15 protein-coding genes are annotated in these 26,930 nt (G+C 31.5%); 8 read left to right on the top strand and 7 right to left on the bottom strand.

Annotated features, from left to right (window positions below; genetic code table 11):
* Nucleotides 1-136 precede the first annotated feature (136 nt).
* Nucleotides 137-2,494, bottom strand: a complete 2,358-nt coding sequence (gene lon / locus HMPREF9629_RS04415; protein ID WP_195890997.1) for an endopeptidase La — start codon at nucleotides 2,492-2,494, stop codon at nucleotides 137-139.
* Nucleotides 2,495-2,820: 326 nt separating this feature from the next.
* Between lon and HMPREF9629_RS04410 the strand changes: the two genes are divergently transcribed.
* Both HMPREF9629_RS04410 and HMPREF9629_RS04405 read left to right on the top strand, forming a co-directional pair.
* Complete coding sequence (locus HMPREF9629_RS04410) at nucleotides 2,821-3,468, top strand: vitamin B12 dependent-methionine synthase activation domain-containing protein (RefSeq protein ID WP_009525151.1); 648 nt, start codon at nucleotides 2,821-2,823, stop codon at nucleotides 3,466-3,468.
* A gap of 6 nt (nucleotides 3,469-3,474) precedes the next feature.
* Nucleotides 3,475-5,865 (top strand): homocysteine S-methyltransferase family protein, encoded by a 2,391-nt coding sequence (locus HMPREF9629_RS04405; RefSeq protein ID WP_009525150.1) that lies wholly within the window; start codon nucleotides 3,475-3,477, stop codon nucleotides 5,863-5,865.
* A gap of 14 nt (nucleotides 5,866-5,879) precedes the next feature.
* Here HMPREF9629_RS04405 and HMPREF9629_RS04400 read toward each other — a convergent pair whose 3' ends face one another.
* The 5 genes from HMPREF9629_RS04400 to galE all read right to left on the bottom strand — a co-directional run bounded on the left by HMPREF9629_RS04400 (nucleotide 5,880) and on the right by galE (nucleotide 11,669).
* The gene (locus HMPREF9629_RS04400; protein WP_009525149.1) at nucleotides 5,880-6,863 is read right to left on the bottom strand and encodes a hypothetical protein; all 984 of its coding nucleotides are present in this window, start codon (nucleotides 6,861-6,863) and stop codon (nucleotides 5,880-5,882) included.
* A gap of 255 nt (nucleotides 6,864-7,118) precedes the next feature.
* Nucleotides 7,119-8,228, bottom strand: a complete 1,110-nt coding sequence (locus HMPREF9629_RS04395) for an aldose epimerase family protein (protein ID WP_009525148.1) — start codon at nucleotides 8,226-8,228, stop codon at nucleotides 7,119-7,121.
* A gap of 24 nt (nucleotides 8,229-8,252) precedes the next feature.
* Nucleotides 8,253-9,422, bottom strand: coding sequence for a galactokinase (locus HMPREF9629_RS04390; protein ID WP_009525147.1), 1,170 nt, complete (start codon nucleotides 9,420-9,422; stop codon nucleotides 8,253-8,255).
* Nucleotides 9,423-10,406 (bottom strand): galactose-1-phosphate uridylyltransferase, encoded by a 984-nt coding sequence (gene galT, locus HMPREF9629_RS04385; protein ID WP_009525146.1) that lies wholly within the window; start codon nucleotides 10,404-10,406, stop codon nucleotides 9,423-9,425.
* Nucleotides 10,407-10,688: 282 nt separating this feature from the next.
* Nucleotides 10,689-11,669 carry a UDP-glucose 4-epimerase GalE gene (gene galE, locus HMPREF9629_RS04380; RefSeq protein ID WP_009525145.1) on the bottom strand — a complete coding sequence of 327 codons (981 nt, stop codon included), beginning with the start codon at nucleotides 11,667-11,669 and terminating at the stop codon, nucleotides 10,689-10,691.
* A 338-nt stretch (nucleotides 11,670-12,007) separates the two neighbouring features.
* Between galE and HMPREF9629_RS04375 the strand changes: the two genes are divergently transcribed.
* A complete protein-coding gene (locus HMPREF9629_RS04375) occupies nucleotides 12,008-13,510 on the top strand; it encodes a Na+/H+ antiporter NhaC family protein (protein ID WP_009525144.1) in 1,503 nt (500 codons plus the stop codon).
* A 336-nt stretch (nucleotides 13,511-13,846) separates the two neighbouring features.
* On the opposite strand, the gene HMPREF9629_RS04370 is transcribed toward HMPREF9629_RS04375, so the two are convergent.
* Nucleotides 13,847-17,773, bottom strand: a complete 3,927-nt coding sequence (locus tag HMPREF9629_RS04370; protein WP_009525143.1) for an S-layer homology domain-containing protein — start codon at nucleotides 17,771-17,773, stop codon at nucleotides 13,847-13,849.
* A 751-nt stretch (nucleotides 17,774-18,524) separates the two neighbouring features.
* Here HMPREF9629_RS04370 and HMPREF9629_RS04365 point away from each other — a divergent pair.
* The 5 genes from HMPREF9629_RS04365 to HMPREF9629_RS04345 all read left to right on the top strand — a co-directional run.
* Nucleotides 18,525-20,462: an N-acetylmuramoyl-L-alanine amidase gene (locus HMPREF9629_RS04365; RefSeq protein WP_040012678.1), complete on the top strand. Its 1,938-nt coding sequence runs from the start codon at nucleotides 18,525-18,527 to the stop codon at nucleotides 20,460-20,462.
* 694 nt (nucleotides 20,463-21,156) lie between these two features.
* Nucleotides 21,157-21,987 carry a diaminopimelate epimerase gene (locus HMPREF9629_RS04360; RefSeq protein ID WP_009525141.1) on the top strand — a complete coding sequence of 277 codons (831 nt, stop codon included), beginning with the start codon at nucleotides 21,157-21,159 and terminating at the stop codon, nucleotides 21,985-21,987.
* Between the two features lie 197 nt (nucleotides 21,988-22,184).
* Nucleotides 22,185-23,510 carry a Na+/H+ antiporter family protein gene (locus tag HMPREF9629_RS04355; protein WP_009525140.1) on the top strand — a complete coding sequence of 442 codons (1,326 nt, stop codon included), beginning with the start codon at nucleotides 22,185-22,187 and terminating at the stop codon, nucleotides 23,508-23,510.
* Nucleotides 23,511-23,925: 415 nt separating this feature from the next.
* Complete coding sequence (gene hutH, locus HMPREF9629_RS04350) at nucleotides 23,926-25,470, top strand: histidine ammonia-lyase (protein WP_009525139.1); 1,545 nt, start codon at nucleotides 23,926-23,928, stop codon at nucleotides 25,468-25,470.
* A gap of 473 nt (nucleotides 25,471-25,943) precedes the next feature.
* The coding region (locus tag HMPREF9629_RS04345) for a cache domain-containing protein (RefSeq protein WP_009525138.1) at nucleotides 25,944-26,930 on the top strand (987 nt) is incomplete at its 3' end.

Below are 26,930 nucleotides of genomic sequence, written 5' to 3'. Positions count from 1 at the left end.
TAATAAAAAAATATATTTTTTATTGAATTTTATTATAAAATAAGCCGTTTAATTTTATATATGAAGTAAAATTGTCTTTAAAACTTTATAAAATTATTAGTGGAGATTTTATCTCCACTAATTGTATTTACTAATATTATTTTTTTGCTTTTGAAGATTTTTTTGAGTTTGCACCGATTTTTTTGATATCTTGTTTTACTAAAGCTATATCAAGCACTTGTTCCATATCTTCTGCAAGTGTAAATGTCATCTCGTCTCTTATTTCTTTAGGCAAATCTTGAAGGTCGCTTTCGTTTTCTTTTGGAAGTATTATATTATATATTCCTGCTCTGTGAGCGGCAAGCAATTTTTCTTTTATTCCGCCGACAGGAAGAACTCGTCCTCTAAGTGTGACTTCGCCTGTCATTGCTATATCTTCTCTTACTCTTATATTTGTGAGTGCGGATAATATTGCTGTTGCCATAGTGATACCTGCTGAAGGTCCGTCTTTTGGTATTGCACCTTCCGGTATGTGTATGTGAATATCTTTTGTTTTGTAAAAATCTTTTTCGATAGGATATTCATCACTTATTGAACGTACATAGCTTAAAGCGGTTTTTGCAGATTCTTTCATAACATCGCCTAATTTTCCGGTAAGGTCTATTTTTCCTGTTCCGTTCATAACATTTATTTCTATGGATAGTGTATCACCACCTACTTGTGTCCATGCAAGACCTCTTACTATACCTACTTGAGGTTTTTTATTGGCAAGTTCGTATTTGAATACGGGTTTACCGAGATAAGCTTCAAGTTCATCCATAGTTATAGTAACTGATTTAAGCTTAGGGTTTTCCACTTTTTTTCTTGCGACTTTTCTGCATATCCTTGCTATTTTTTGCTCTAAGGCTCTTGCTCCTGATTCTCTTGTGAAGGTTGAAATTATTTTTTTCAAGACTTCATCAGAAATTTTTATGAATTTTGGCGTAAAATTATGCTCTTTTAATTGTTTAGGGATGAGATATTTTTTTGCTATTTGGAGTTTTTCCATCTCTGTATATCCGCTTAATTGTATGATTTCCATTCTGTCTATTAGCGGACGTGGTATGGAGTCGAGAGTGTTTGCTGTAGTTATAAAAAATATCTTTGACAAGTCGAATTCGTATTCCAAATAGTGATCTATGAAATTTTTATTTTGTTCAGGGTCTAAGACTTCAAGCATAGCTGATTCTACATTTCCTTTGAAGTCAGCTCCCATTTTATCAATTTCATCGAATAATATTACAGGATTGTTTGTTTTTACACTTATAAGTGCATTTACTATTCTTCCCGGAATTGCACCTATATATGTGCGTCTGTGTCCCCTTATTTCCGCCTCATCTCTTACTCCTCCAAGTGATATTCTTGCGAACTCTCTGTTGATTGAGTTTGCTATGGATTTTGCAATAGATGTCTTACCCACTCCCGGAGGACCTACAAAGCATAATATAGGAGATTTTAAATTGGACGACAATTTTCTGACAGCCAAGTATTCGATTATTCTGTCTTTTACTTTTTCTAAACCGAAGTGGTCTTTATCAAGTATCTTCGCACAATTTTTTAAATCTATTTTTTCTTTTGACGAATTGTTCCACGGCAAGTCAAAAAAAGTTTCAAGGTAGTTTCGTGATACTTCTGCATCTGCACTTCCTCTATGTTCACGTTCCAATTTTGATATTTCCTTGCTTATCTTTTCACGTATTTTTTCAGGTATTTCAAGAGATTCCAGTTTTTTTCTGAATTCTTGGGCATCTGTCAAATTGCTGTCTGAATATTCTCCGAGCTCTTTGTTTATGGCTTTTATCTGTTCTCTTAAATAATATGTTTTTTCGGATTTTGTCATTTCACGTCTTACACGTTGATGAATTTTTTGCTCCAATTTTACGATTTTATTTTCACTTGTCAAAATATCGTGAAGTTTTTCCAATCTTTCGTCAATGTCTATTTTTTCTAATAGTTCCTGACGTTGCTCTGTTGTAAGGAGCATATGTGCGCATACTATATCGCAGAATTTTCCGGGTAGAGGAATATCATTTAATATTGATATTATTTCAGGAGCAGTTCTTGAGCCTATGCTCACGTATTCTTCAAATAAATCGGCAATACCTCTCATCATGGCTTTTTGTTCTAATGTAGCCTCTTTTTCGTCATCTTTGAGTATTTCGATTTCAGCTTCAAAAAAAGGAGCATCGTCATAAAACTTTTTTAAACGTCCTCTATAACTTCCCTCAAGTAGAACTCTCAGTACATTGTTAGGCATTCTGATTACCTGTTTTATTACACAAACAGTGCCTATTGTGTTTATATCCGCAATATTTTCCGGATCGTCTTTTTCCATATCGTGTTGAGTTGTTGCAAAAATCAGTTTATTATCATCAAGTGCGTCCTCTATACTTAGCACGGATTTTTCTCGTCCTATATCAAAATGCACTGACATATAAGGAAATATAGTCATTCCTCTTATAGGTACTATCGGCATTTTTTGTAAGGCGGTTTTTTTTGTTCTTGGCAAATTAATGTCATTCCTTTCAGTACAAAAAATATTGTTCAATATTTCAAAGTATATTTTAAAAGTAATATATTATTTAATTATATCAAAAAATAGATATTTTGTAAAAATTTTAATTATTTTATACCCAAAAAAATGTGATGTTAAAATAATGCAGTTAATATTATATGTTATAGATAAAATTTAATATATAATTAAGTTAATAAGTATATAAAAATAAAAGAGGCAGTGTTAAAATATATATTATAAAACAATAAATATGAAGCCTTTAATAATTTTATTAATAAGAGGGAGATATGGATATACTGCTTGACAAATCGGAAATAAGAAGGTATGCGGGATATAAAGAAAAATTCAAGATAATACCTGAAATAGAAGAAAAAATAGACATATTAATATCTGAAATTAAACAAAAAGCGAGAGTAAAATACACTTATGAAATATTTGACGTGAGCATTTTGGGAGATGAAGTAAAATTTGCCGATATTACTTTTAAGAGCAGATTTTTAGCAAAAAATCTGAAATGCTGTGACAAGATTATACTGCTGGCGATAACTCTTGGTAATGAAGTGGATTCTATGATTAGGAGATACTCTACTATAGACGGTACATCTATGATACTTGTTCAAGCTATAGCGGCAGAATACTTGGAAAAATATATAGACGAGATAGAAAAAGAAATACTGTTTAAATTTGACAAAAAAGTATATTTTAAACCGAGATTTTCTCCCGGATATTCAGACCTTGACATAGTACACCAAAAATATGTTATAAATATATTAAATGCGACAAAAAAAATAGGTCTAAGCACGACATCGAGCTATATGCTTACGCCTGCCAAAAGCGTTACGGCAATAATAGGAATAACGGACACAGATTATAAAAACGTCAAAAACAAATGTAATTCTTGTATGCTTGCAAATTGCAGTATGAGAGAAAAATAAAAAGAGGTGTTTAAAATTAAATTTAGAGATTTACTTCGAAAAGAATTGATAATATTAGACGGTGCTATGGGAAGTGTTTTGCAACAAAAAGGTATGCAGGCAGGAGAGTTGCCGGAAATATTAAACATCACAAATCCTGAATTAATTCAAGATATAAATGGAGCCTATTATAAAAGCGGTGCCAATGTGACATACACCAATACATTCGGTGCAAACAGACTGAAATTTGAAGGCAGTAGCTATGATTTTAAGGAAATTATAAAAGCTGCTGTCAAAAATGCACAAATAGCAAGAGAAAATGTAAAAAATGACAGAGAAAAATTTGTAGCTCTTGATATAGGTCCTTTAGGTAAACTCTTAAAGCCTATAGGAGATTTAGAATTTGAAGATGCAGTGGATATATTTAAAGAGATGATAGAAGCCGGAGTAGAAGCAGGTGCAGACCTTATAGCGATAGAAACCATGTCGGACACATACGAATTAAAAGCTGCTGTAATTGCGGCAAAAGAAGTATGTGATTTGCCTATAATAGCAACTGTAGCATTTTCAGATGACAAGAGATTGTTAAACGGCGCTGATGCAAAAAGTGTGATTGCACTTTTAGAGGGATTGAGAGTAGATGTATTGGGATTTAATTGTGGATTGGATCCAAGAAATATAGACGATTTGGTAGAAGAATTCATCTCTTATTCATCCACTCCTATAGCGATTAAACCGAATGCCGGTATTCCGGAAAATGTAAACGGAGTTATAAAATTTAATTTAGAGCCTGACGGCTTTGGAAAAATTGTCGGTGATTTTGTTGAAAAAGGTGTGATGTTGGTAGGCGGATGCTGTGGTACAACACCTGAGCATATAAAAAAATTATATGAATATACAAAAGATAAAAAAATATGCAAACAGACATTTAAAAATCATACTTTGATAAGTTCATATACAAAATGTGTCGTATGCGACAGACCTATAATAATAGGAGAAAGAATAAATCCTACAGGGAAAAAATTATTGAAACAAGCTCTTATGAATAAAGATTTTTCATATATATTAAAAGAGGCTGTAATACAAGAAGAGAATAGAGCTGAGATACTCGATTTGAATGTCGGTATGAATGATATAGACGAAGAAGAAATGATGATAAAAACTATAAAAGCTGTTCAGGAAATAAGCACATTGCCACTACAAATAGACTCTGCAAAGATAAATGTAATAGAACAAGGTCTTAGAATATATAATGGAAAAGCCATGTTAAATTCAGTAAACGGAAAAAAAGAATCTATGGAAAAAATATTTCCTCTTGTCAAAAAGTATGGCGCAGTAGTTGTAGCACTCACATTAGATGAAAACGGTATACCGGAAAATGCAGAAGGCAGATACAAAATTGCCGAAAAAATCGTAAAAACAGCAAAAGAATATGGGATAGACAAAAAAGACATAGTAGTGGATCCACTTTGTATGACGATAAGCTCCGATAAAAATGCTGCAAATGAAACGCTCAAGGCACTTGATTTAATCAAAAAAAATCTTGGAGTAAAAACTACTCTCGGTGTTTCAAATATCTCGTTTGGTTTACCGCAAAGAGAATTGATAAATCATACTTTTTTTTCTATGGCATTGAAAACAGGATTGGATTTTGGAATAATAAATCCGTTAGCTGAAGATATGATAAGGGCATATGATGCACATATGGTACTTGCGGGATTGGATGAAAACGCACTTAATTATATATCAAAATATTCACAGGCAAAAAAAGAAACTCAAACACCGATAAAAAATCAAATGACACTTTGCGAGTCTATAAAAAAAGGTCTTAAAGAAGACAGCTTTATGATAGCAAAATCTATGTTAAGCGATAAACAACCGCTTGATATAATAAATGAAGAATTGATACCGGCGCTTGACGAAGTGGGTTTGGGCTTTGAAAAAGGAACTGTGTTTTTACCTCAACTTATGATGAGTGCAGATGCTGCGTCAAGAGCATTCGATGCATTAAAAGAAAAATTGATATCTTTGGAAGATAAAAGCAAAGAAAAAGATAAAATCATACTTGCTACAGTCAAAGGAGATATTCATGATATAGGGAAAAATATAGTTAAAGTTTTACTGGAAAACTACGGTTATGATGTATATGATTTAGGAAAAGATGTAGATTATAATACGATATTGGACGCTATTGTAAAAGAAAATGTAAAACTGGTAGGTTTGTCTGCACTTATGACCACAACTGTGGACAATATGCAAAAAACAATAGAGCTTATAAAAGAAAAGACACCGAAAACTCAAATAATGGTAGGAGGAGCGGTGCTTACCAAAGATTATTCTATGAAAATAGGAGCGGACAGATATTGTAAAGATGCAATGGAATCAGTAAGATATGCAAAAGAAGTGTTTGGAAGATAAAATTAAAGCGACTTTTAAAAGTCGCTTTTCCTTTCCAATGTCATAACTATTTGACTGTATTTTTCCTCAAATGATTGATAGTATTGTGGAAATATATTTCCTATAAGATTTTCCATAAGCAATCTTGGCTTTGCTCTGTATCCGAATCCTATTTTGTCGGCAATTTTTTGCTGATAGTCGTCTTTTATAGAAAAAGGCAATATTATATGAACTCTGCCGGTGAAAATACCGGCTATTTTACGTATGCCCATATAGAGTTTTGTCAATGTTTCGTCGTCTAAAAATTCTGCAAATCCGTTACAAGAAACAATAAGATTTTTTTTGCCTTTACAATCTTGCTCATATAATTTCTGCTCAAGATAATCGAATATGGAAATGTTGTATCTTTTTGTATTGCTGTTTTTTTTACCTAATAAGTCACAAAGAAGTTCATTATTATGAAGCCATTTTGAACTTATATCTATATTTATTATCTCGTTGTCTGTAGGAACATATTGTTCTTTGCAAAGATCTTGCATACGATCTGCTATTCTGTTTATTTCCAAGCCGTCAAATCCGCAACCGCTACCTATATCCATAAAAACAAACGGCTCTTTATAGTCGGAAATATATTTTTTAAGTGTATATCTTATTGTAGATTCAACCGCCACACGTCGCCAAGTTATAGGAGGAGCGACTATTCTAAGTAATTTTGCGTCAAAAGATGTACCGAAAAAACCGCTTTGCGGAGTGCTTAGTAGGGAATATAAAGTTACTTCTTCAGTTCCGGGGCATCTTGACATAATATTTCCAAGTGTACTCAAATTTACCAGAATATTACCTGCAATAGTTAATTTTGAAGTTCTTTTCGGTAAGTCTTTTGTTTTATAACTTGTCAGTTTTATAGTATTATCATCTTTTTCAAAATATAAAGAGTGATCTTTTATATACATATATTCCCATATAGATTTTTCTTTTGTGACGGTTTCCCAAGATTTATTAAATTCTGTATTTTTCATGGCATAACACCAATGTACAATGTAGACATTATCCTTTCTTTTATTTATACTAAAACTCTTATTTAATCAAATAGTATTATATCCTCAATAAACTGATGTAGGCTTTTTTATAGCTTAATAAAATATATATAAAATTATATTATTTGCTTTAGTAATTCTTATTAGTGTTCAATTTGTTACCATGATGTTTTGATTAAAAAATAAATAGTTAACAGGCTACTTAAGTATATTGAGTACTAATAAGGTAATTCATTTTTACAGCTTTGTCAAGTTTTCTATCATTTTATAACAAATATTCCTTGAATAATAATGATTTGCAAATATTTTTGTGGACTCAAAATTTGGCGTATTTATTGCATTAGGAGCGAATTGCGGTTCTATGCACACGCCTGCGTATTTATTATAAATGTTGTTATATTTTCCTTTTATATTGTCTATAAAATTACCTGTATATAATTGGAAACAAGGTGCGTCGGAATATATTAAAATGTTCAGAGAATTTGATTCGTTTGATATTATTCCGTTTAATATGAAATTTATATCTGATACTTCCACTATATCCGTTTTATTTGAAACAGGTATTTTTAAAGCTTCAAATTCAATATATTCAGATTTTTTGTTCAATACAAAGTTGTGGTCATATCCTCTTGTGAAACTTAATTGCTTTGCATATTTATCTAAATTTTCGCCTATTTGCACAACATCTGTGAAGTCAAACGGTGTTTTTTCTACGCTTAAAATTTCTCCGCTCGGTATATAACCATCAGAATTTGTATACAATTTGGAGTTAAGTATAATTTTATGTGAGAGTATATCTTTTTCGCCACTTAAATTGAAATATGGATGTGCTGTTAGGTTTGCTATAGAGTCTATATCTGATTTATATGTGTAATTTACAATTAAACTGTCTTGTGTAAGAAAAAAAGTTGCAAATATGGTAAGATTTCCGGGATATTCGTCATATTCTTCTTTTTGTACGAGTTTGAGCACGAGTTTTGCATATGAAGTATGTGTTTGTTCAGCAATTACTTCCCATATTTGTTTATGCAATCCGTTTGAACCGCCATGAAGATGATTTTCGCCATTATTTTGCTCTAATTTATAGTGGGTTTTGTTAATCGTAAAAAGTCCTTTTTCTATTCTGTTGGCACATCTTCCTATAGTTGCTCCGAAGTAATTGGGATTATCTTCATAATCTGATAGCTCATCATATCCGAGCACTATGTCTTTGTCTTTATAGATAAGATTTTTGATTATAGCGCCATATTGTATTATATGGACGCTGATATTTTTATTGGACAGTATATATTCATATATATCTTGATTAGATGAGGTTTTGCCGAAAAGTTTTTTCTCGATATTCATTTCTTCTCCTATTTTTATTTTATATTAAAATATTTCTCTTACACCGTCATCTACATCAGCTATTATAAATTCTCCGTCTAATCCCGTTTCCTCTTTATATTTTGCAGAAACTTCTTTTATGAATTCATCTATTTTATTTTCTTCCACTATGGCAATACAGCAACCGCCAAATCCTGCACCTGTCATTCTTGCACCTACACATCCTGTTGCGGAGTTTGCGTATTTTGTCATTGCATCAAGATATGGTCCTGTAACTTCATATAATTCTCTTAGAGAATTGTCGGATTCTATCAATAATTTGCCAAGAGTTTTTATATCGTTTGAAGACAGTGCTTGCTGTGCTTTAATAACTCTTTTGTTTTCTTCTACAACGTGTTGAACACGCTTTCTTATTGAGAGCTCTATCAATCTGTTAATTAAATAAAAATCTTTTTCTTGTAATTCGCATAAGTTGTTTATATCGACAAATTGCTTTAAAATTGAAAGTCCTTCGTCACACTCGGCTCTTCTCTCGTTATATTTTGAGTCTTTGAGTTCTCTTCTTTTGTTTGTGTTAAGTATCACAATTTTATAACCTTTTAATATAAAAGGATGGTATTCATATTCTAAAGTATCTGTATTTATTAAAACAGCATTATCTTTTTTCCCTATGCCTATTATGAATTGATCCATTATTCCTGAATTTATGCCTATAAATTCATTTTCTGCCAGTTGTCCTATTTTTATAAGCTCTAAAATAGGTATGTTATTGTCATTATATAATGTGTTTATAATTTGTCCTATGAGTAATTCTAAGCTCGCTGATGAACTAAGTCCGGAGCCGTTTGGTATATTGCCGTATATTAAAAGGTCAAAACCGCCTATTTTATATCCTTTTTGCTCTATATATTTTACAACGCCCATAACATAGTTTGCCCAAGTGTTTTCTGTTTTGTATGAAGTAAAATCATTTTTTGTAAGAGAGTATGAAGGCTTTATGTTTAAGCTTGTAATGTTGAATTTTTCATCGTCATTTTTTCTTGCTATACCGTATGTTCCTATGCTGATTGCACATGGCAATACCTTTCCTCCGTTATAGTCTATATGTTCTCCTATTATGTTTATACGGCTTGGAGAAAAAAACTTGTGTATTTTTTGCTCGTTTGAAGGAAATAACTCATTAAATTGTTGTAATAAATTCTGCGTTATACTCATTTATAAGCTCCTTTTATATTTTTCATATGCTTGTTGTAATTCTATTGCTGTTTCTTCCGGTATTCTCGGATTTGTTTTCGCCCATGCGGCTGTTTCTGATGAAGCATTCCATTTTATAGAGTTTTCGCCTCTTAAAGGAGGGAAAAATTTTACATGGAAGTGATAGTAGTCATTCACATCAGTGTAGTTTTTATCGTTAAAAGGGGGTTGATATATCCCCATCATATATGGAAATATTTTATTAAAAAGTGTATCAAAAGTGCCTTGCATATGTTTTATTATGAGTGCGAAATCATATTTTTGTTTATCTGAAAAATCTTCTATTGTGTTTAGATTATCAGCTTTTGGCACTATATAAATGCCATATGGGTAATCTGTATAAAATGGTATGAAAGCTACAAAAGAATCATTTTGCATTATTATTCTTTTGTTTTCCTTTAACTCTTCATCTCTTATTTTTAAAATAAGGGATTTATTTGTTTGTTGATAATATTTTTTTGAATTTTCTAATTCAACTTTTATTCTAAGCGGTACAAAACCGTAGCCGTATATTTGTCCATGTGGATGAGGTTGTGTAGTACCTACTTCTTTGCCTCTGTTTTCGAATATAAGCACGTGTTTTATATGTTCGTCTTTTTTCATGGCAGTAAATCTTTCCTGCCATAAGTTAACAATTTTAAGAACGTGCTCATCGCTTAAATCATAGATAGAGTCATTATGATTAGGTGAGTATAATATTACTTCCGCCTTTCCGAAGGATTTAGCTGTTTTGTAAAAATCTGTGGATATATCATCAGGTTCATCAGGTATAGGTTTCATACTCGGCCAGTCATTTTCATACATAAGTACATCGTAGTTATCCGGTACTTTTCCTGAGCCTATACAAAATGCACAGTAATCTTTGGGCATGTCCGGTCTGCTTTGTCTGTTGCCGGCAACTATTGTCCAATCGTCAAGTAGTGGGTTGTAACGAAATTCTGCCATAAATTCTCCTTGCTTATTTAAGAAATTTTTGTAATGTATATTTTATTTTTGGATTTATAAAAAATTATAAATATTTAGCTATTTGTATCTTCAATAGTCTTAATTTTAAATGTATAATATGTTAAATAAAAATATTTGTGTTTTTTTAATCATGGATATTAATATCTAATAGATAATTTATTATGAATATCCCTAAATATTGCCATAGCTTATAAAATTTGCACAATACTATTTTTCTATTAGTCTATTAATCTTTAGTATGAATTTTGATAAAAATATTGTCTAAAATCCGTTTGGATGTTTTTGGTGAAAGTTCCAAGCGTCTTGGATAATTTTTTCTATCTGTGGATATTTTGGAGCCCAACCTAATTGCTTTGATATTTTTTCAGAAGAGGCTACAAGTTTGGCAGGATCGCCGGCTCTTCTGCCCTCAAATTTTACTTTTATATCATAACCTGTTACTTTTTTTGCAGCGTCTATTGCCTGTGACACTGAGTATCCAAGTCCGTTACCGAGATTATATACTGTGCTTTCATCTCCGTTTAAAAGTGATTTTACAGCAAGATAATGTGCTGAGGCAAGGTCTTCTACATGTATATAATCTCTTATGCAAGTGCCGTCAATCGTATCATAATCATTGCCGAATACGCTTATATATTCTCTTTTTCCAAGAGGAACTTGAAGTATTAGAGGAATCAGATGAGTTTCTGTCATATGTGCCTCTCCAAGGACACCTTCAGTATCTGCACCGGCTGCGTTGAAATATCTGAGTGCAATATATTTTATGCCATATGCTTTGTCAAACCACTTCATCATTTTTTCCATAGAAAGTTTGGTTTGCCCATATGCGTTTGTAGGATTAGTTTCATCATCTTCTGTTATAGGAATGTTTTTCGGCTCGCCGTATGTAGCGGCTGTAGATGAAAATACTATTTTATTTACACAGTTCAGACGCATTTCTTCAAGCAGACAAGCTGTGCCGTATAAATTGTTGTCGTAGTATTTGAAAGGGTCTTGCATACTCTCGCCGACAAGCGATGAAGCGGCAAAATGTATTACAGCATCTATTTTATTTTCTTTAAATACTTTGCTCATAAATTCTCTGTCACGAATGTCACCTTGATAAAATTTATCGGATAATACTGCCTCTTTATGCCCTGTTACAAGGCTGTCAACAATAATTACGTCCTCAGATTGTTTAAGTAATAGTTTTTGTACATGAGAACCGATATATCCGGCTCCTCCTGTGATTAGAATAGACATATATCCTCCTATTTTGTCGAAATATTAAAAATATTTGAGTAATTTTACAGTGTATATTTTAATTTATATAATAATTGTGAAAAATTAAAAAACTTTTATTAAAAAAATGCTCATTATATGAGATATATTATAATATAAAACAGATAAAATATAAACAGTATTTTAATAATATATCAACAATTATTTATTGAAAAAGTCAAAGAATTATAGATTTTTATGGACATTACAGTAGAATTCACATATATTTCGCTTGACACTTAAATATATTTTATGTATAATAGGACAATTATTTTTTTTGAAGGTAGTATTAATTTTATTTTTAAGAAGGGATGATTTTTATGGAATTTGGAGTTTTATCAATAGTACCTCCTCTTGTTGCCATAATACTTGCTCTTATAACAAAAGAAGTTATATCATCACTTATGCTCGGTATATTTGCGGGTGGTCTTATATTTACCGGTGGAGATATACTCAATACTTTTCAAACGATATTTGAGCTTATGGGAAGCAAGCTCGGTGATAACGGCTTGATGATTTTATTTTTGAGTTTACTTGGAGCGTTGGTTACTGTTATGAACAGAGCGGGAGGTTCTTTTGCCTATGGTAAATGGGCGGGAGAAAAAATCAAAAGCAAATCCATGGCGAAGGTATCTGCCGGAATACTCGGAATACTTATATTTATAGACGATTATTTTAACTGTCTTACAGTAGGAGCGGTAATGCGTCCTATAACTGATAAAAATAAAGTATCTCGTGCAAAGTTGGCATATATAATAGATTCTACAGCAGCACCTGTATGTATAATAGCTCCGGTATCAAGCTGGGCTGCGTCTGTTGTGTCAAACATAGGAAGTGCCAATGTGGACAACCCTATGGGAGTCTTCATATCTACCATACCGTTTAATCTTTATGCATTACTTACAATATTTTCTGTATTTTTCTTTGCTTTGGTGGGCTTTGATATAGGACCTATGGCTTCACTTGAAATGGATGATACATCAGCAAACAATGTTATGATAGATGATGAAGAGCTTAAACACAGTGAAAAAGGAAAAGTAATAGATTTAATATTACCGGTTGCTGTACTTATAGTTGTTACAATATTTTTTATGCTTAGAACTGGCGGATATTTTGACGGCTCAAATCCTACATTAAAAGATGCTTTCGGAAATGCTTCTGTAAACATATCACTTGTGCTGGGCTCCGCTATTGCTTTAGTTGTGGTTTTTTTGATGTATATTCCGAGAAAACTTTTGGCTTTCAGAGAATTTATGGAGTGTATAACTGAAGGCGTCAAATCAATGGTAGGTGCGATGATAATCCTTACTCTTGCTTGGACAATAGGAGGTATAACAAAAGAAGAATATCTTAACACAGGCGGATTTGTGGCACATCATCTTGCAAGCAACAATATTCCTATATGGATATTCCCTGCCATAATATTTGTAGTTGCGGCATTTTTGGCATTTTCAACAGGAACGGCGTGGGGAACATTCGGTATACTTATACCTATAATAGTTCCTATAATAGTAAATATGGATGCTATGAGTCATATATCAATCATACTTGCATCAATATTTTCAGGTTCAGTATTCGGAGATCACTGCTCGCCTATATCAGATACTACCATATTGTCTTCGGCAGGTGCAAACTGTAATCATATAGACCACGTTTCATCACAGTTGCCTTATGCGTTTGTTACAGCTATAGCGTCATTTATAGGATTTATAATAGGCGGATACTTCAACAATGTTATAGTTGCACTTGGAACAGCTTTGATATCACTGCTTATATTGATATTTGCAGCTAAGAAGATAACATATGATAAACTGAAAGTGTAATTCAGTAATACAAAAATTCAATAGAGCGATATAAAAATAGTATTGTGCAAGTTTTATAAGCTATGACAATATTTATGGATTTTCATATAAATTGTTCTATTATGCTATTAGAGATTAATATTGTGCTATTATCTATTTAAAATGTTTTGTATTTTATATATATGATTTGTTTTTTTGCTTACTGATTGATTTAATTCTTTCAGATTATACATGGCTTTTTAAACAGGTTTTAGTATTAAATAACAGCGTAAAATTATGATTATAAAAATAGAACTCTTGATAATTTATCAGGAGTTCTATTTTTTGTTTATTTTTTAAGGATAGATTGAAAACTTTTTAATTCTTTAATTTTATTGTGTATTCAGCATAAGTGTTTTTATCATATAAATCTCCGTGTATTCTTATTTTCATACCATTTTCTAAGAGCTTATCAGGATTTTCGATTAATCTTCCGTCTTTACTGTATACGGTAACATATGGTGTAGTAAGCATTTTACGAAGCGGGGAATGAATCGTTAGTGCTGCTGAAAAATCTTTTAATACTGCGCCTTGTGGGACATCTTGTATCTCGTTTCCTACCATTTTTCCAAATATACCGCCGTTTTTAATCTCGCCTATGTTTAGTTTTCTGTGTACAGGCATGACTTCTTCTTGGTAATTTGAATTTTTTATTGTTAGTTTTATTTGATTTCCATCCAATTTATCTATATCCTTCAGTTCTACTTCATACTCTTTATTAGGAGCTGATATAATTTTAAATTCTTTTTTAATATCTTTCCAAGTATAATCTTTCATCCAACCTTCTATTTTTATATCGCTATCAGTTAGTGATGTATTATCTAATACTTTTATCTTTAATTTTGTAGTATCTTTTTTATATGCTTCACCATCTTGTGATATATCGAATTTTTTATCTATTACTTTTAATGTTCCGCCGGATTTAACCTCACGATTTGCAACATATTTTCCGTCACCTTTTACTTTTACGCTCAGAGATTTTCCTTTATCTTCTTCTTTGACAATATAAGTTCTCTGATTTTCGCCTGCTATTTCTTGCTCATTTCCATCATTGTCTACTCTGTACCATCTATATGTTACATTGTCATACTTATAGTCTGCACTTATATCTTCAAGTGATTTCTTTCCGCCAGGTAAAAATTCTACAAGAATTTTAGCGGTTAATTTATCACCTACCTGCGGTGCAACACCTGTCTTGCTAAAACTTACGGAATCAATATTTTCTTTTATTGTTATATGGTATTCAACACTTTTTTTATATATGTGTGAAAATGCAGCTTTAGGCTCAACTGAAATATAAAAACCGTCATTTAAATGGCTGTTTTTATCAACATTTTGACCGCTTTCTTTTACTGATATGTTGAAGCTGTTTGTTACGTCTTGATTTTCTGACATAATCTTAATTTTATTTTCAAAGGCACCTACTGTTATCACTCTGTCTGCAGTTATTGTGAATTTATCTATGGAATATGATCCTGCCGTTAATGTCCACTCTTTTCTCTTAGGAATGTTTACGTTGACATTTGTTAATCTTGTGCTTGAATATGCTGTTAATTTGCCTGTCGAATTGTCAAATTCGTATACTGTAAGGTAGTAAGGCTTTTGTTCAAATCTATCAACTATATCTTTGCAACGCTCTTCAGTTATATCAATATCTTGTCCTGCAGGTTTAAGCATATCGGCTGTTGTTAAATCAATTAAATGTACTGTAGGCGATACACTTCCGCCTTTAGGAATGCTTTGCATATTATCTGTAATTGAATATTTAAAATTGACTTGTGCTTCCAATGTATTGGAAGTTGTAACAGATATATTGGTATGGAATATTTGTGTTGCCGGTTTGAGTGTAGTTTTCAGATACATATCCAACTTGTTTATTTTTTGTGTAGGTGTACTTTCTTTTTGACCTTGATAATTACCTGTTCCGTTTACTGTTACTCTTATATATTTGTCGGCATCGCTGTCTGTAAGTGTGTATACACTTTGTGTAGCATTTGGTATATCTGTGTAATTTCCATTTCGTTCAGTTGCTATCTGCCATTGATATGTTACTGTTGCGCTCTGTGGTTTTACTTTTGCTTTAAGTGCTTCTCCCACTGTTTCATTTCCGTCTATCTCTACTTCTGTTACGGTAATTTTTTCTATTTCTATAGGAGTGCTTTTTGCACTTCCTGTGTAGCCGTCTTTTCCTGTTGCCACAACTCTTATGAATTTACCGGCTTGGTCTTTTTTTACGGTATAACTGTAACCTGTTGCATTAGCTATATCTGTATACTCGCTGTCATTCGCATTTTGTTTATCTGCTATTTGCCACTTATAATCCGCTCTTGCACCAAGCGGAGTTATATCTGCTGTAAGCTCAGAATTTACTTTTGCAACTCCTGATATTGTTACGCTGTCTATATTTTTTTGTTGTGAAGGAGGTTGAGTCATTTTTTCTATTTTATGTCCTTGGCTTTCTTTTTCTCCTGTATAGTTGTTTATTCCTTTTACTACCACTCTTATATATTTTTCTTGCTTATCTGCTGTTACTTTATATGTTTTATCTGTTTGTCCTGCTATATCTTGATATCCTGTATTTTGATTATCTGATACTTGCCATTTGTATTCTACATCTGCTCCGGCAGGTGTAACTTCTGCTGTTAGGATTTCGTCTACTTTTGTATTTCCTGTTATTGATACACTGTTTATATCTATCTTCATTTTTTCTATTTTTCCGACTGTTTCTTTTACTTGTGCGGTTGAGTTTACATTTAATCCTATAGGTGTATCTGATTTGTTTTCTATCTTATCTACTACAGCAGTTCCCTGTACATTGATTGATACTTTTTTATTAGTTTGTGAAGGTACTTCTATGTTTTTAACTTTTATATCTTTTATATTTAATGCTGATTGTGTTTCTATTGTTTTTATTGTTCCTTGTCCTGATATGGTATTTGATGTTGAGTTTATATCCGGTGTAAATTCGTCTATTGTTGTTTGTGAATCTTCCATCTTTATATTAGAAGTTTGTTTAGTTGTTTTTACTGTTTTATATGCGCCTTTTAGCTTTACTTCTTTATCTGTTGCTATAGTAACTGTAGGTGATTGATTTTGTGAGTTTGTAGGCACTTCTATTTTTGCGCTGCTTTGTACGTTTATATTGCCTACAAAGTCCAATGCTTTGAATGTGCTTGATGCAACTCTTAGTATATTTACATTTTCTGCCTGAAATTGTGATTCAACATGTGCATTAGGTGCATCTATTGTGAGTGTGTTAAGAACTGTTCCGCTTGTGCCGATACCGTCATCATTTAGTTTTATACTTGTTGTATTAGGTGCTGTAAGATTGATATTATCAAGCCCGTCTTGTGTATTATTTATAGTTATTTTAAGTTCTTCTTTAGGAGCATAGTTTAAATCTACATCTTTTTCTATTTTTCCGTCTACAGTTATGTCGTTATAACCGTCTTTTAATGCTTGCACCAATTCTTGCGCATTTTTTACCGTTTTTGCCCCACGTGCTTTTTGAATTGAAGGTGTGCTTGACGTACCGCCACCGCCTCCTCCTCCGCCGCCTGATGATGTTGTTTTCTTTTGTTCAGTTTTTTTAACTTCTTCTTTCTTTTCATCATCTTTTTTTGTGTCTTGTTTCATTTCGTTTTGTTCTTTTTGAGTAAGAACTTTATCCAATATAGTAACGGCCTCCGCTCTTGTAAGTTTGTTGTTTGCCGCAAATGTATTGTCCGGGTAACCTGACATATATCCTTTTTCTATCATTAATGATACTGAACTTTTCGCCCAAGCCGGTATTGTATTTATGTCACTGAACATCAGTTGTTTGTCTGACTTTTCATTCAGTATGTTTGCTATAAATACTGCCACCTCCGCTCTTGTAAGTGTGGTGTTAGGCATAAACATATTGTCTGGAGTTCCGTTTGCATATCCGTTTCCTACAGCTATTTGAACATCTTTGTAGAACCAATCCGTTTCTTTTACGTCACTGAATTTCACCTCACCTTGTTTAGTAAGCTTCAAAGAACTGTTAAGTATGTGTATAAACTCTGCTCTTGTTACTTGTTTGTTCGGCTTGAATGTTCCGTCCTGATATCCTGCGATAAGACCTTTTTCTTGCCAAGAAGTTATAGTTTTTTCAGCCCAGTGTCCCTTGGTATCTGTTGATATTGCATGTGAAGGTATAGCCGGTATGGTAAGTGACATAGCTAAAGCTATCGAGAGCATTTTTTTAGCGTGTATTCTTTTCATAAATAAATTTTCCTTTCAAATCTAAAATATATATAGTAAAAAATTAAATATCAAAAAATATTGGACTTAATGCCTATAAAACGACTGTATGTTTATAAATTTAAAAACATAGGACTTAATATTGTAAAAATAATATTTAGAGAAATAATTACGGCATATATTCTTTATATTTTTAATATTTATCTTTAACATTGAGAAACATTTTACCAAAATTTCACATTATAGGCAATAGTTTTTACAAAAAAAATTATATTTTTTATAAAAAATATTAAATATCAATCGGTCTATATACCTAAAAAATATTAAGATTTATATAATTTTTTGTTTTATGAAATATTATATAATACCAAACACTGATTGAAAGTATAGTATAATCATATCATAAAAGTATTATACTTTTTCAAAATAATCAATTACATATTTTATATCTTTTAATGCGTTTATACTGATACCTTATAGGATAATGGATATTTTTGATTTATAATCATTAAAAAATTAATTATTATTTTTTATAATATCTATTGATCAAATAGGTATTAGTATAAAATATAAGTTTAAATTTTGTATAAATTTTAAATTATCTAAATTATTTTGTAACTTTTATAATTCGTATTGATTTTTAAATTTTTGATAGTATAATGTAAAAGCTGAATACTATTAAATTTATATTGTAATAAAATTAAAAGACAGTTACATATGTTGCAATATGATGCAGATTGTTTTAAAATTTTTAGAGTGTTAAATTTGATAAATCGGATGTGTATATAGAGTATTTGCTTTGAGAAAGGAGATAATTACATATAGATGTAATTATGTATATAGTATGAAGATAAAAAATAATGTGTTTTTTTTGATGTGTTTTTTATTTTTGAATTTTATTGCTTTGACTTCAAGCTATGCCAAGTTGCCTATAGACTATGATAATTTTACGGTAAACGGTAAGATTGTAAAACTTCCTATAGCTGAGCTTGTTATAGACGGTCAGTACATAAATAAATCAACGTTAGGAGTAGATCCTGTCACTATTAATTCAAGAACTCTTGTGCCGGTAAGAGCATTATCTGAGAAACTGGGCTATCACGTTACATGGCTTGAAGCGGTGCAAAAGGTAACTATAGAAAATTCTAACAAGAAGATAGAATTATCCATAGGAAATGTGAATGCTAAGATAGATAATAAAAATGTGACAGTCACAGATTCTGTTGCGCCTATGATAATAAATAACAGCACTTATGTGCCAATAAGATTTGTAGTAGAAAATCTGGGACTGTCTATAGATTATGACGCAAAACAAAATAAAATTTCTCTAAATTCAAACGGACTGGAGGAGCTTTTATTTGACGAGAAAACTCAATTGTCGCAAGAAAAAAATATAGTGAATAATTCCAACGAAGATCCGTCTGTACCAAAAGATGTCGATAGATTTATAACTCCTGAAAAACCGACAGCTCCGACTAAACCAACAGTTCCTGAAGCTCCAAATATATCTGATGACAGTAATAAAGTTGATGCAAGATATGAAGTAGGTTTGGATTTTTCTGCTTTGAATGGCGAAGTTTTAAAAGTTGTACAAAATGATGGCGAATTAGATGTAAACTATTTTTACCTTACTGAGCCGAAAAGGCTTATTATAGATGTAAAAAATGCTAAATTAAATGCTTATGAAAGTGGGGAAAGAAAATTAGACGGTAAAATATTTTTATCATCCACTGCTTCATATGACTCAAATAGCAATTATACAAGATTTTCAGTAGTTTTAAATGAAAGCGTGAATAATTCCGAGTTAAAAATAATTAGAGAGAAAAATATATTGAGGGTAGAAAAAATAACTGTAATTAAACAAGGCGAAGAATTTAAGTATGAATTTGACAGAAAAACAGGAAGTATAAACATAACAACATCAAAAGAAGAAACTATTCAAAATTTATCCTCTGACAGCAATATGCTTGAATTTAATATAGCAAAAGACAAAATAAAACTTAATACAGGTGATTTTAACATATCCAACAGATTGGTAAAGAATATGACAGTTTCAGAAGAAGGCAATAACTATGTCATTAAAGTTGCATTAGGCGATAGAGTTACAGTGGATATAAATAAAATTTCGGCTACTTCAACTATAATCAAATTGAAAAAACAAGACAGGCAAACTCCGAGAATAGTTTTGGATCCCGGTCATGGAGGTAAAGATGCAGGTGCTATAAACAAAGAGTTTAATATAAATGAGAAGACACTTAATATTCAAGTTGCACGCAGATTGAAACAAAAACTTATAAACGCGAGTTATGAAGTTTTTATGACAAGAGAAGACGATACATTTGTACCGCTGAATGATATAGCAAGTTTTTCGAACAGTAAAGATCCGGATATATTTATATCAATGCATCACAACTCGGCTGACAGTAATACGTCGGCAAGCGGTATAGAGAGTTTTTATCATATATCATCAGACAGCAAACAGTTGGCACAAATAATTCAAAAACATCTAATATCATCGTCTAAAGCAGTTAATAGAAATATTAAATCCATGCCTTTTGTTGTTATAAAAAAGACAACATCACCAGCTATATTGGTAGAATTAGGTTTTATGTCAAATAAAGCAGAAGTACAGAAAAATATGTCGCAGGAATATCAGGAATTATTGGCAGACGCAATTTTATCTGGTGTAAATGAATATTTCGGCAGATAAAAGTTGATTGTAACACAAGCCTATATTTAAAATATTTTTAATTGGACAAACAGTATTATCAAAATTATTTAAAAAAATCTTTCTGAAATTATCTCGGAAAGATTTTTTTATTCAAAATTTTTAGAATATATAAAAATATTATAAATACAAAGAATAGAGGATATTTTATAAAAAATATAATAAATAATACGAAAATATATTAAAAAAATAAATTAGACGTTCTATTGACGAAAATCAATTTAATGATATAATTATCTCTAAATATTGAAAACATAAATACATTTGATATTTCTTTTATTTTTCACCAAAAAAGTATAATATTGTTTTTTTAAAAGCATATGACAAGACATAGTTTATTATTTAACGATGTTCATTTTAAGTATATACATAATATATAATCCTTATGGTAACAAACTTGTAACAATATGAACGGCATTAATTATGTAATTAGCAATAATAAAAATAGTTAAAATATATTAAAAAAAATATTTGCTGATATAATATATACAAAATGTGTTATAAAAATATTTTTTATGATAATATTATTATGTAAGCTTTATAAAAATATAAAATAAGGAAATTGTTTTTTATTTTTAAAATAGACTTTTATTAGACGTGGTGAAAATATAATTTTAAACATAATCTTGCATAATTATTTTATACATTTTTTACAAGTTAATACAGGTGATGATTTATGAAACTCAATTTTGTGAAAGTAAATCCGGTAGAAAATATGACTGTATTTATATTGAATGAGGTGGATAGAAAAAAACATATTGAAATCTCAAAAAAACTTATGGATTATAGCAATATTTATGCTGAACAGGTCGGATTTATTGAAAAACCTACATATACATATGATGATTCCTGTAAGGTGAGATTGCAGATGATGGGTGGAGAGTTTTGCGGAAATGCCACGAGATCTTTAGGTGCGTATTTAGTACATAATAATCATGAGAGTGTAAAAAAAGCAGATGATAAATATTATGTAAATATAGAAACTTCCGGACTTAATAAGGTGCTTACTTGTGAGGTGGAGAAGGTAAACGATAATACTTATATGTCGAAAGTTGAGATGCCTCTTATTATAAAAAAACCGAAAGAAATTATACTTAAAGATAAGTATAAGCTTGTAAGGACTGACTTCAGCGGAATCACTCATTTTATAGTGAATTCATCTGATGTAGAAGATAGAAATTTGTTTTTTGATATTGTTAAATCTTACATTGAAAATGAAGAGTATGAGGCATTCGGTATAATGTTTTATGACTTCAAGAAAGAGTATTTAGAGCCTCTTGTATATGTCAAAGCTACCGACAGTTTGTTTTGGGAGAGAAGTTGTGCCTCAGGCACATCGGCACTTGGAGCAGCGCTTACATATGCAAAACAGGAAAACCTTATTACAAATGTGAAACAGCCCGGAGGAATACTCAAAATAGAGACTTTCTTTAGCGAAGGAGATTTAAAAAAGATAGTATTAAACGGTGAAGTTGAGATAGTAGCTCAAGGCACTGTCTATGTATAATTTTGAAAGTACTGCTGGTTTCAGCGTATTTATATATTACAGTTAAGATTTTTTAAATACATTTTTGATAGACTTTTTCATATTTGAAAGGTATTTTTATATTTTTTAATATCAAAATATTTAAAAAATCCGACTGAAAAATCTGCACTGATATATCGTGTATATCGTGCGAAATATTATTTTTAGGAGGTTTTGATATGTTATTATTTAACCCTGTTGTTATATCGGTTATCGTAATGTGCGTACTGTGCCTTATCAAACTGAATGTATTATTATCAATAATAATATCGGCAGTAGTTGCAGGTCTTGCCGCAGGGATGCCGCTTTATGCACCTGATGCCGACAACAACATAATTGATGTTTTAATTAACGGTATGGGTGGAAACTCGGCTACAGCACTTAGCTACATATTACTTGGAGCTTTTGCGGTAGGTCTTGCAAAATCAGGATTAGGTACTATTTTATCAGTAAAATTATCGAAGGTATTATCAGGCAAAAAATTCTTTATGATATTTGCAATCGCTATAATATCTTGTTTTTCTCAAAACTTGGTGCCTGTACATATAGCGTTTATACCTATATTGATACCGCCACTACTTGGATTAATGAATAAGCTTAAAATAGACAGAAGAGCTATGGCGTGTGCACTTACATTCGGACTTAAAGCGCCTTATGTTTCTTTACCTGTTGGTTTCGGTCTTATATTCCACCAAATATTGGTTGACAACATATCACAATTCGGTGTAAAAGTTACTGTATCAGATACAAGCTCAGTAATGTGGATAGGCGGATTGTCTATGCTTATAGGTCTTATATTCTGTGTTTTTGTACTATACGGAAGAAACAGAGAATATAAAGATATACCTGTACCTGGAACAGAAGAAGCTCATGGTGAAGTAAAAATGACAAAAGAAGCTTGGGGAGCATTGGCAGGTTGCGTTGTTACAGCAGTAGTTTCAATAATTACACAATCACTTCCATATTCGGCCGTAGCGGGACTTTTCATAATGGTTGTTACAGGTTGTATAAAATGGAAAGATATAGATGAAGTTATGAATGGCGGTATCGGAATGATGGGCTTCATAGCATTCGTTATGCTTGTAGCGGCAGGATACGGTAATGTTCTTAGAGAAAGCGGAGCGGTTGAAGAATTGGTTGTTAAAGCGGCAGCTTATATGCAAGGTTCAAAAGCTGTAGCGGCATTCGTAATGTTGTTAATAGGTCTACTTATAACAATGGGTATAGGTACTTCATTCGGAACAATACCTATAATTGCTGCAATATATGTACCTCTTTGCCAACAAATAGGATTTTCACCGGCGTCTATAATATTACTTATAGGTGTTGCGGCTGCACTTGGAGATGCAGGTTCACCGGCATCAGACTCAACACTTGGACCTACATCAGGACTTAATGCAGACGGGCAGCATGATCACATTTGGGACACTTGCGTACCTACATTTATAGCATTTGATATACCTCTTATAATAGGTGGAGTTATCGGAGCGGTAATTCTTGGATAATATGTAAAAAAACAAATATATAGCCTGTTTATACAAATAGGCTATATATTTGAAAAATATAGCAGAAAAAAATTGGTAATACCGAATTTGCTCATAAAACTTTTAATTTATGCAGTTAAATTATATGGAAGTCTTTTTTTTGCAGTTTTAATTTTGAATAAACTGTAGTGGATTTGTACACATAAATTTATAAATTTTATAGAACAAATTGATAAATTCTAATCAAAAATATCTTATACAAGTTTTAAATAAAAAATTAAATATAAGGATTTAATCTATATAAATATATTAGGGTTTTGATATTGCCTAATATCATTTAGTGTGTAAAAAATATTAATTTGAAAGCAATACATACTTAAATTGAAGTATGGTTTATATAAAAATTTCTTAAATATAAAAAGGAGATATTAATAAGATGAAAGAATTTAAAGAAGTTGTACTTACAGGTAATGACCTTACACTTGAAGAATTGGTCGCAGTTACAAGACATAATGTAAAGGCGGTTTTAAGTGAAGAAACAATAAAAAACATAGAAGACTCAAGAAAAATAATAGATGATATAGTAGAAAATGAAAGAGTAATATATGGTGTAACAACAGGATTCGGAGAGTTTTCAAAAGTAAGCATATCAAAAGAAGATTGCAAAACTCTACAAGAAAATCTTATACGTTCACATGCTTGCGGATACGGAGATCCGCTTACTACAGATATAGTAAGAGCTATAATGCTTACAAGAGTAAACGCACTATCAAAGGGATACTCAGGCATAAGACTTATGACTGTTCAAACACTACTTGCTATGCTTAACAAAGGTGTACATCCAATTATACCTGAAAAAGGATCACTTGGAGCATCAGGAGACCTTGCACCTTTAGCACATATGGTACTTCCTATGCTTGGACTTGGAGAAGCTGAATATCAAGGAACTGTTATGACAGGTAAAGAAGCTATGGAAAAAGCCGGAATACCTACAATTCAGTTGGATGCAAAAGAAGGCTTGGCTCTTATAAACGGAACACAAGTTTTAACATCAGTAGGAGCATTAGCAACTTATGACGCAATAGAATTACTAAAAGTTGGAGATATAGCGGCGGCACTTTCATTAGAAGCACTTAGAGGAATAACAGATGCATTTGATGAAAGACTTCATGTAATAAGAAATCATCATGGACAAGTGGTAACAGCAAGAAATATGTTAAAATTAGTAGAAGGCAGCACATATACTACAAGACAAGCTGAACTTAGAGTACAAGATGCATACTCATTAAGATGCGTACCGCAAATACATGGAGCAAGCAAAGACACAATATCTTATGTAAAATCAAAAGTAGAAATAGAGCTTAACTCAGTAACTGACAATCCGATAGTAACAAGAGAAGGCGACGTAATATCAGGTGGAAACTTCCACGGAGAACCAATGGCACAACCATTTGACTTCTTAGGCATAGGAGCTGCTGAAATAGCAAATGTATCGGAAAGAAGATTGGAAAGATTAATAAATCCGCAATTAAATGATCTTCCTGCATTCTTAACAAAACACGGCGGTCTTAACTCAGGATATATGATTACTCAATATGCAGCAGCAGCATTAGTATCAGAAAATAAGATACTTGCTCATCCTGCGTCAGTAGATTCAATACCTTCATCAGCCAATCAGGAAGACCTTGTAAGTATGGGAACAATAGCGGCAAGAACAGCAAGAGATATAGTAAGCAATGCAAAAAGAGTATTAGCTACAGAATTAATGGCGGCTTGCCAAGCTATAGACTTCAGAGCTGACAAAGGCTTCAAATTAGGAAAAGGAACACAAAAAGCTTATGATGTAATAAGAGAAGCTTCTAAATTCATCGAGGTGGATACAGATATTCAAATGTATCAAGAGTTAAACAAAGTAACAGAAGTAATTACAAACGGTAAATTATTGAAAGCGGTAGAATCGGCAGTAGAATTAGAATACTAAAATCGGTATATAGGATAACTCATAAATAAAAAAGCGACTATTTTCAATAAAATTTTTATAATAGTCGCTTTTTTGTATTTTACTACAAATTAATTATATTTGGGCATCGTATTATTTTTTAGAAATAATTTGAAATGAAAAATAGTAAATTTATACTGGACTATATTTATTAAAATTGGTAAAATATAAAATAAAGTTTAATATCATTTTTCATTTATATTAAAAAATATTATTTAACGGTCGAATAATATTTTTATACTGAATTTTTATTAAAATTTGAAGATTAGCGTACGATATGACAATCATATTCATATTTTTGCAATGCCTAAAAAATTATTCAGTATTATTTATGAAGAAAATGATATGGATACAGTTTTTTTATATTTATAAAAAGACTTTACCATTGAATTTTGTATACATCTCGGTTTTGACATAAGGGTATATTTAAATTATTGTTAGAATAGGAGATTAATATGAAACTAAGAAGTAGAATGTTGGCATCCATAGGAGTGCCTGTATTATTGGTATTGTTGATACTTTCAGTTGTATCATACAAATATTCAGACAGCTTATTGACAAACGAATCGGAACAATTAATGAGTATGACAGCTCAAAAATATGGTTCCGACATAGAAACATTAATACAAAGAAAAATATCATATTTAGATATGATAGCATTGGAATTTGTCAAAAGAGCACCAGGAGAAAAAGAACTTATAGACGATTTAAAATATTATACGCAAAAAGTACCCGGAACGTCAGGATTTTTTGTAGGACTTGATAGCGGTAAATATTATGACGGAACAGGTTGGGTACCTGATACATCATTCGATCATACAACAAGAGAATGGTACAAAGGAGCAATAGGTAAAACTACACCTTTTATATCAAAACCTTATAACAATTCATCAGACGGCTTAATGGTAGTAACAATAAGCGAAGGTGTAAATCCTATAGATACTTCCAGACCTAAAGGAGTAGTAGGAACAGACATATCAACAAAAGAAATCATAGAAGAAGTAAGTAGCATAAAAGTAGGAAAAACAGGAGCGGCATTTCTCATAGACGGCGACGGAAATTTCATCAGTCACCAAAAATATACATTCAATGATAATCTGTCCACAGTAGAAAATGGAGCATTACAACCATTTATGGATAAATTTTTAGACACCGAATCAGACTTTTTCCGGGCAAAAGTAGGAGGAGTGCAAAGATTTTATTTCACATACCCGATAAAAAACACAAACTGGGTATTAGCCCTATCAGTACCAAAAGCAGAAGTATTAGAAGGATCATCAACACTCGGCAAATTTATGATAATACTAAGCATAATATCACTGATAATAGTAATAGCAGTAATATACTTAGTAGCAAACTCAATAACAATACCGATAATAAAACTAAGCCAGTGCGTACAAGGGATGGCACAATATGATTTAACCCTAACAGACAAATCACCA

The sequence above is a fragment of the Peptoanaerobacter stomatis genome, from assembly GCF_000238115.1.
Classification (GTDB): domain Bacteria; phylum Bacillota; class Clostridia; order Peptostreptococcales; family Filifactoraceae; genus Peptoanaerobacter; species Peptoanaerobacter stomatis.
This window is presented reverse-complemented; position numbering and strand designations above follow the sequence as displayed.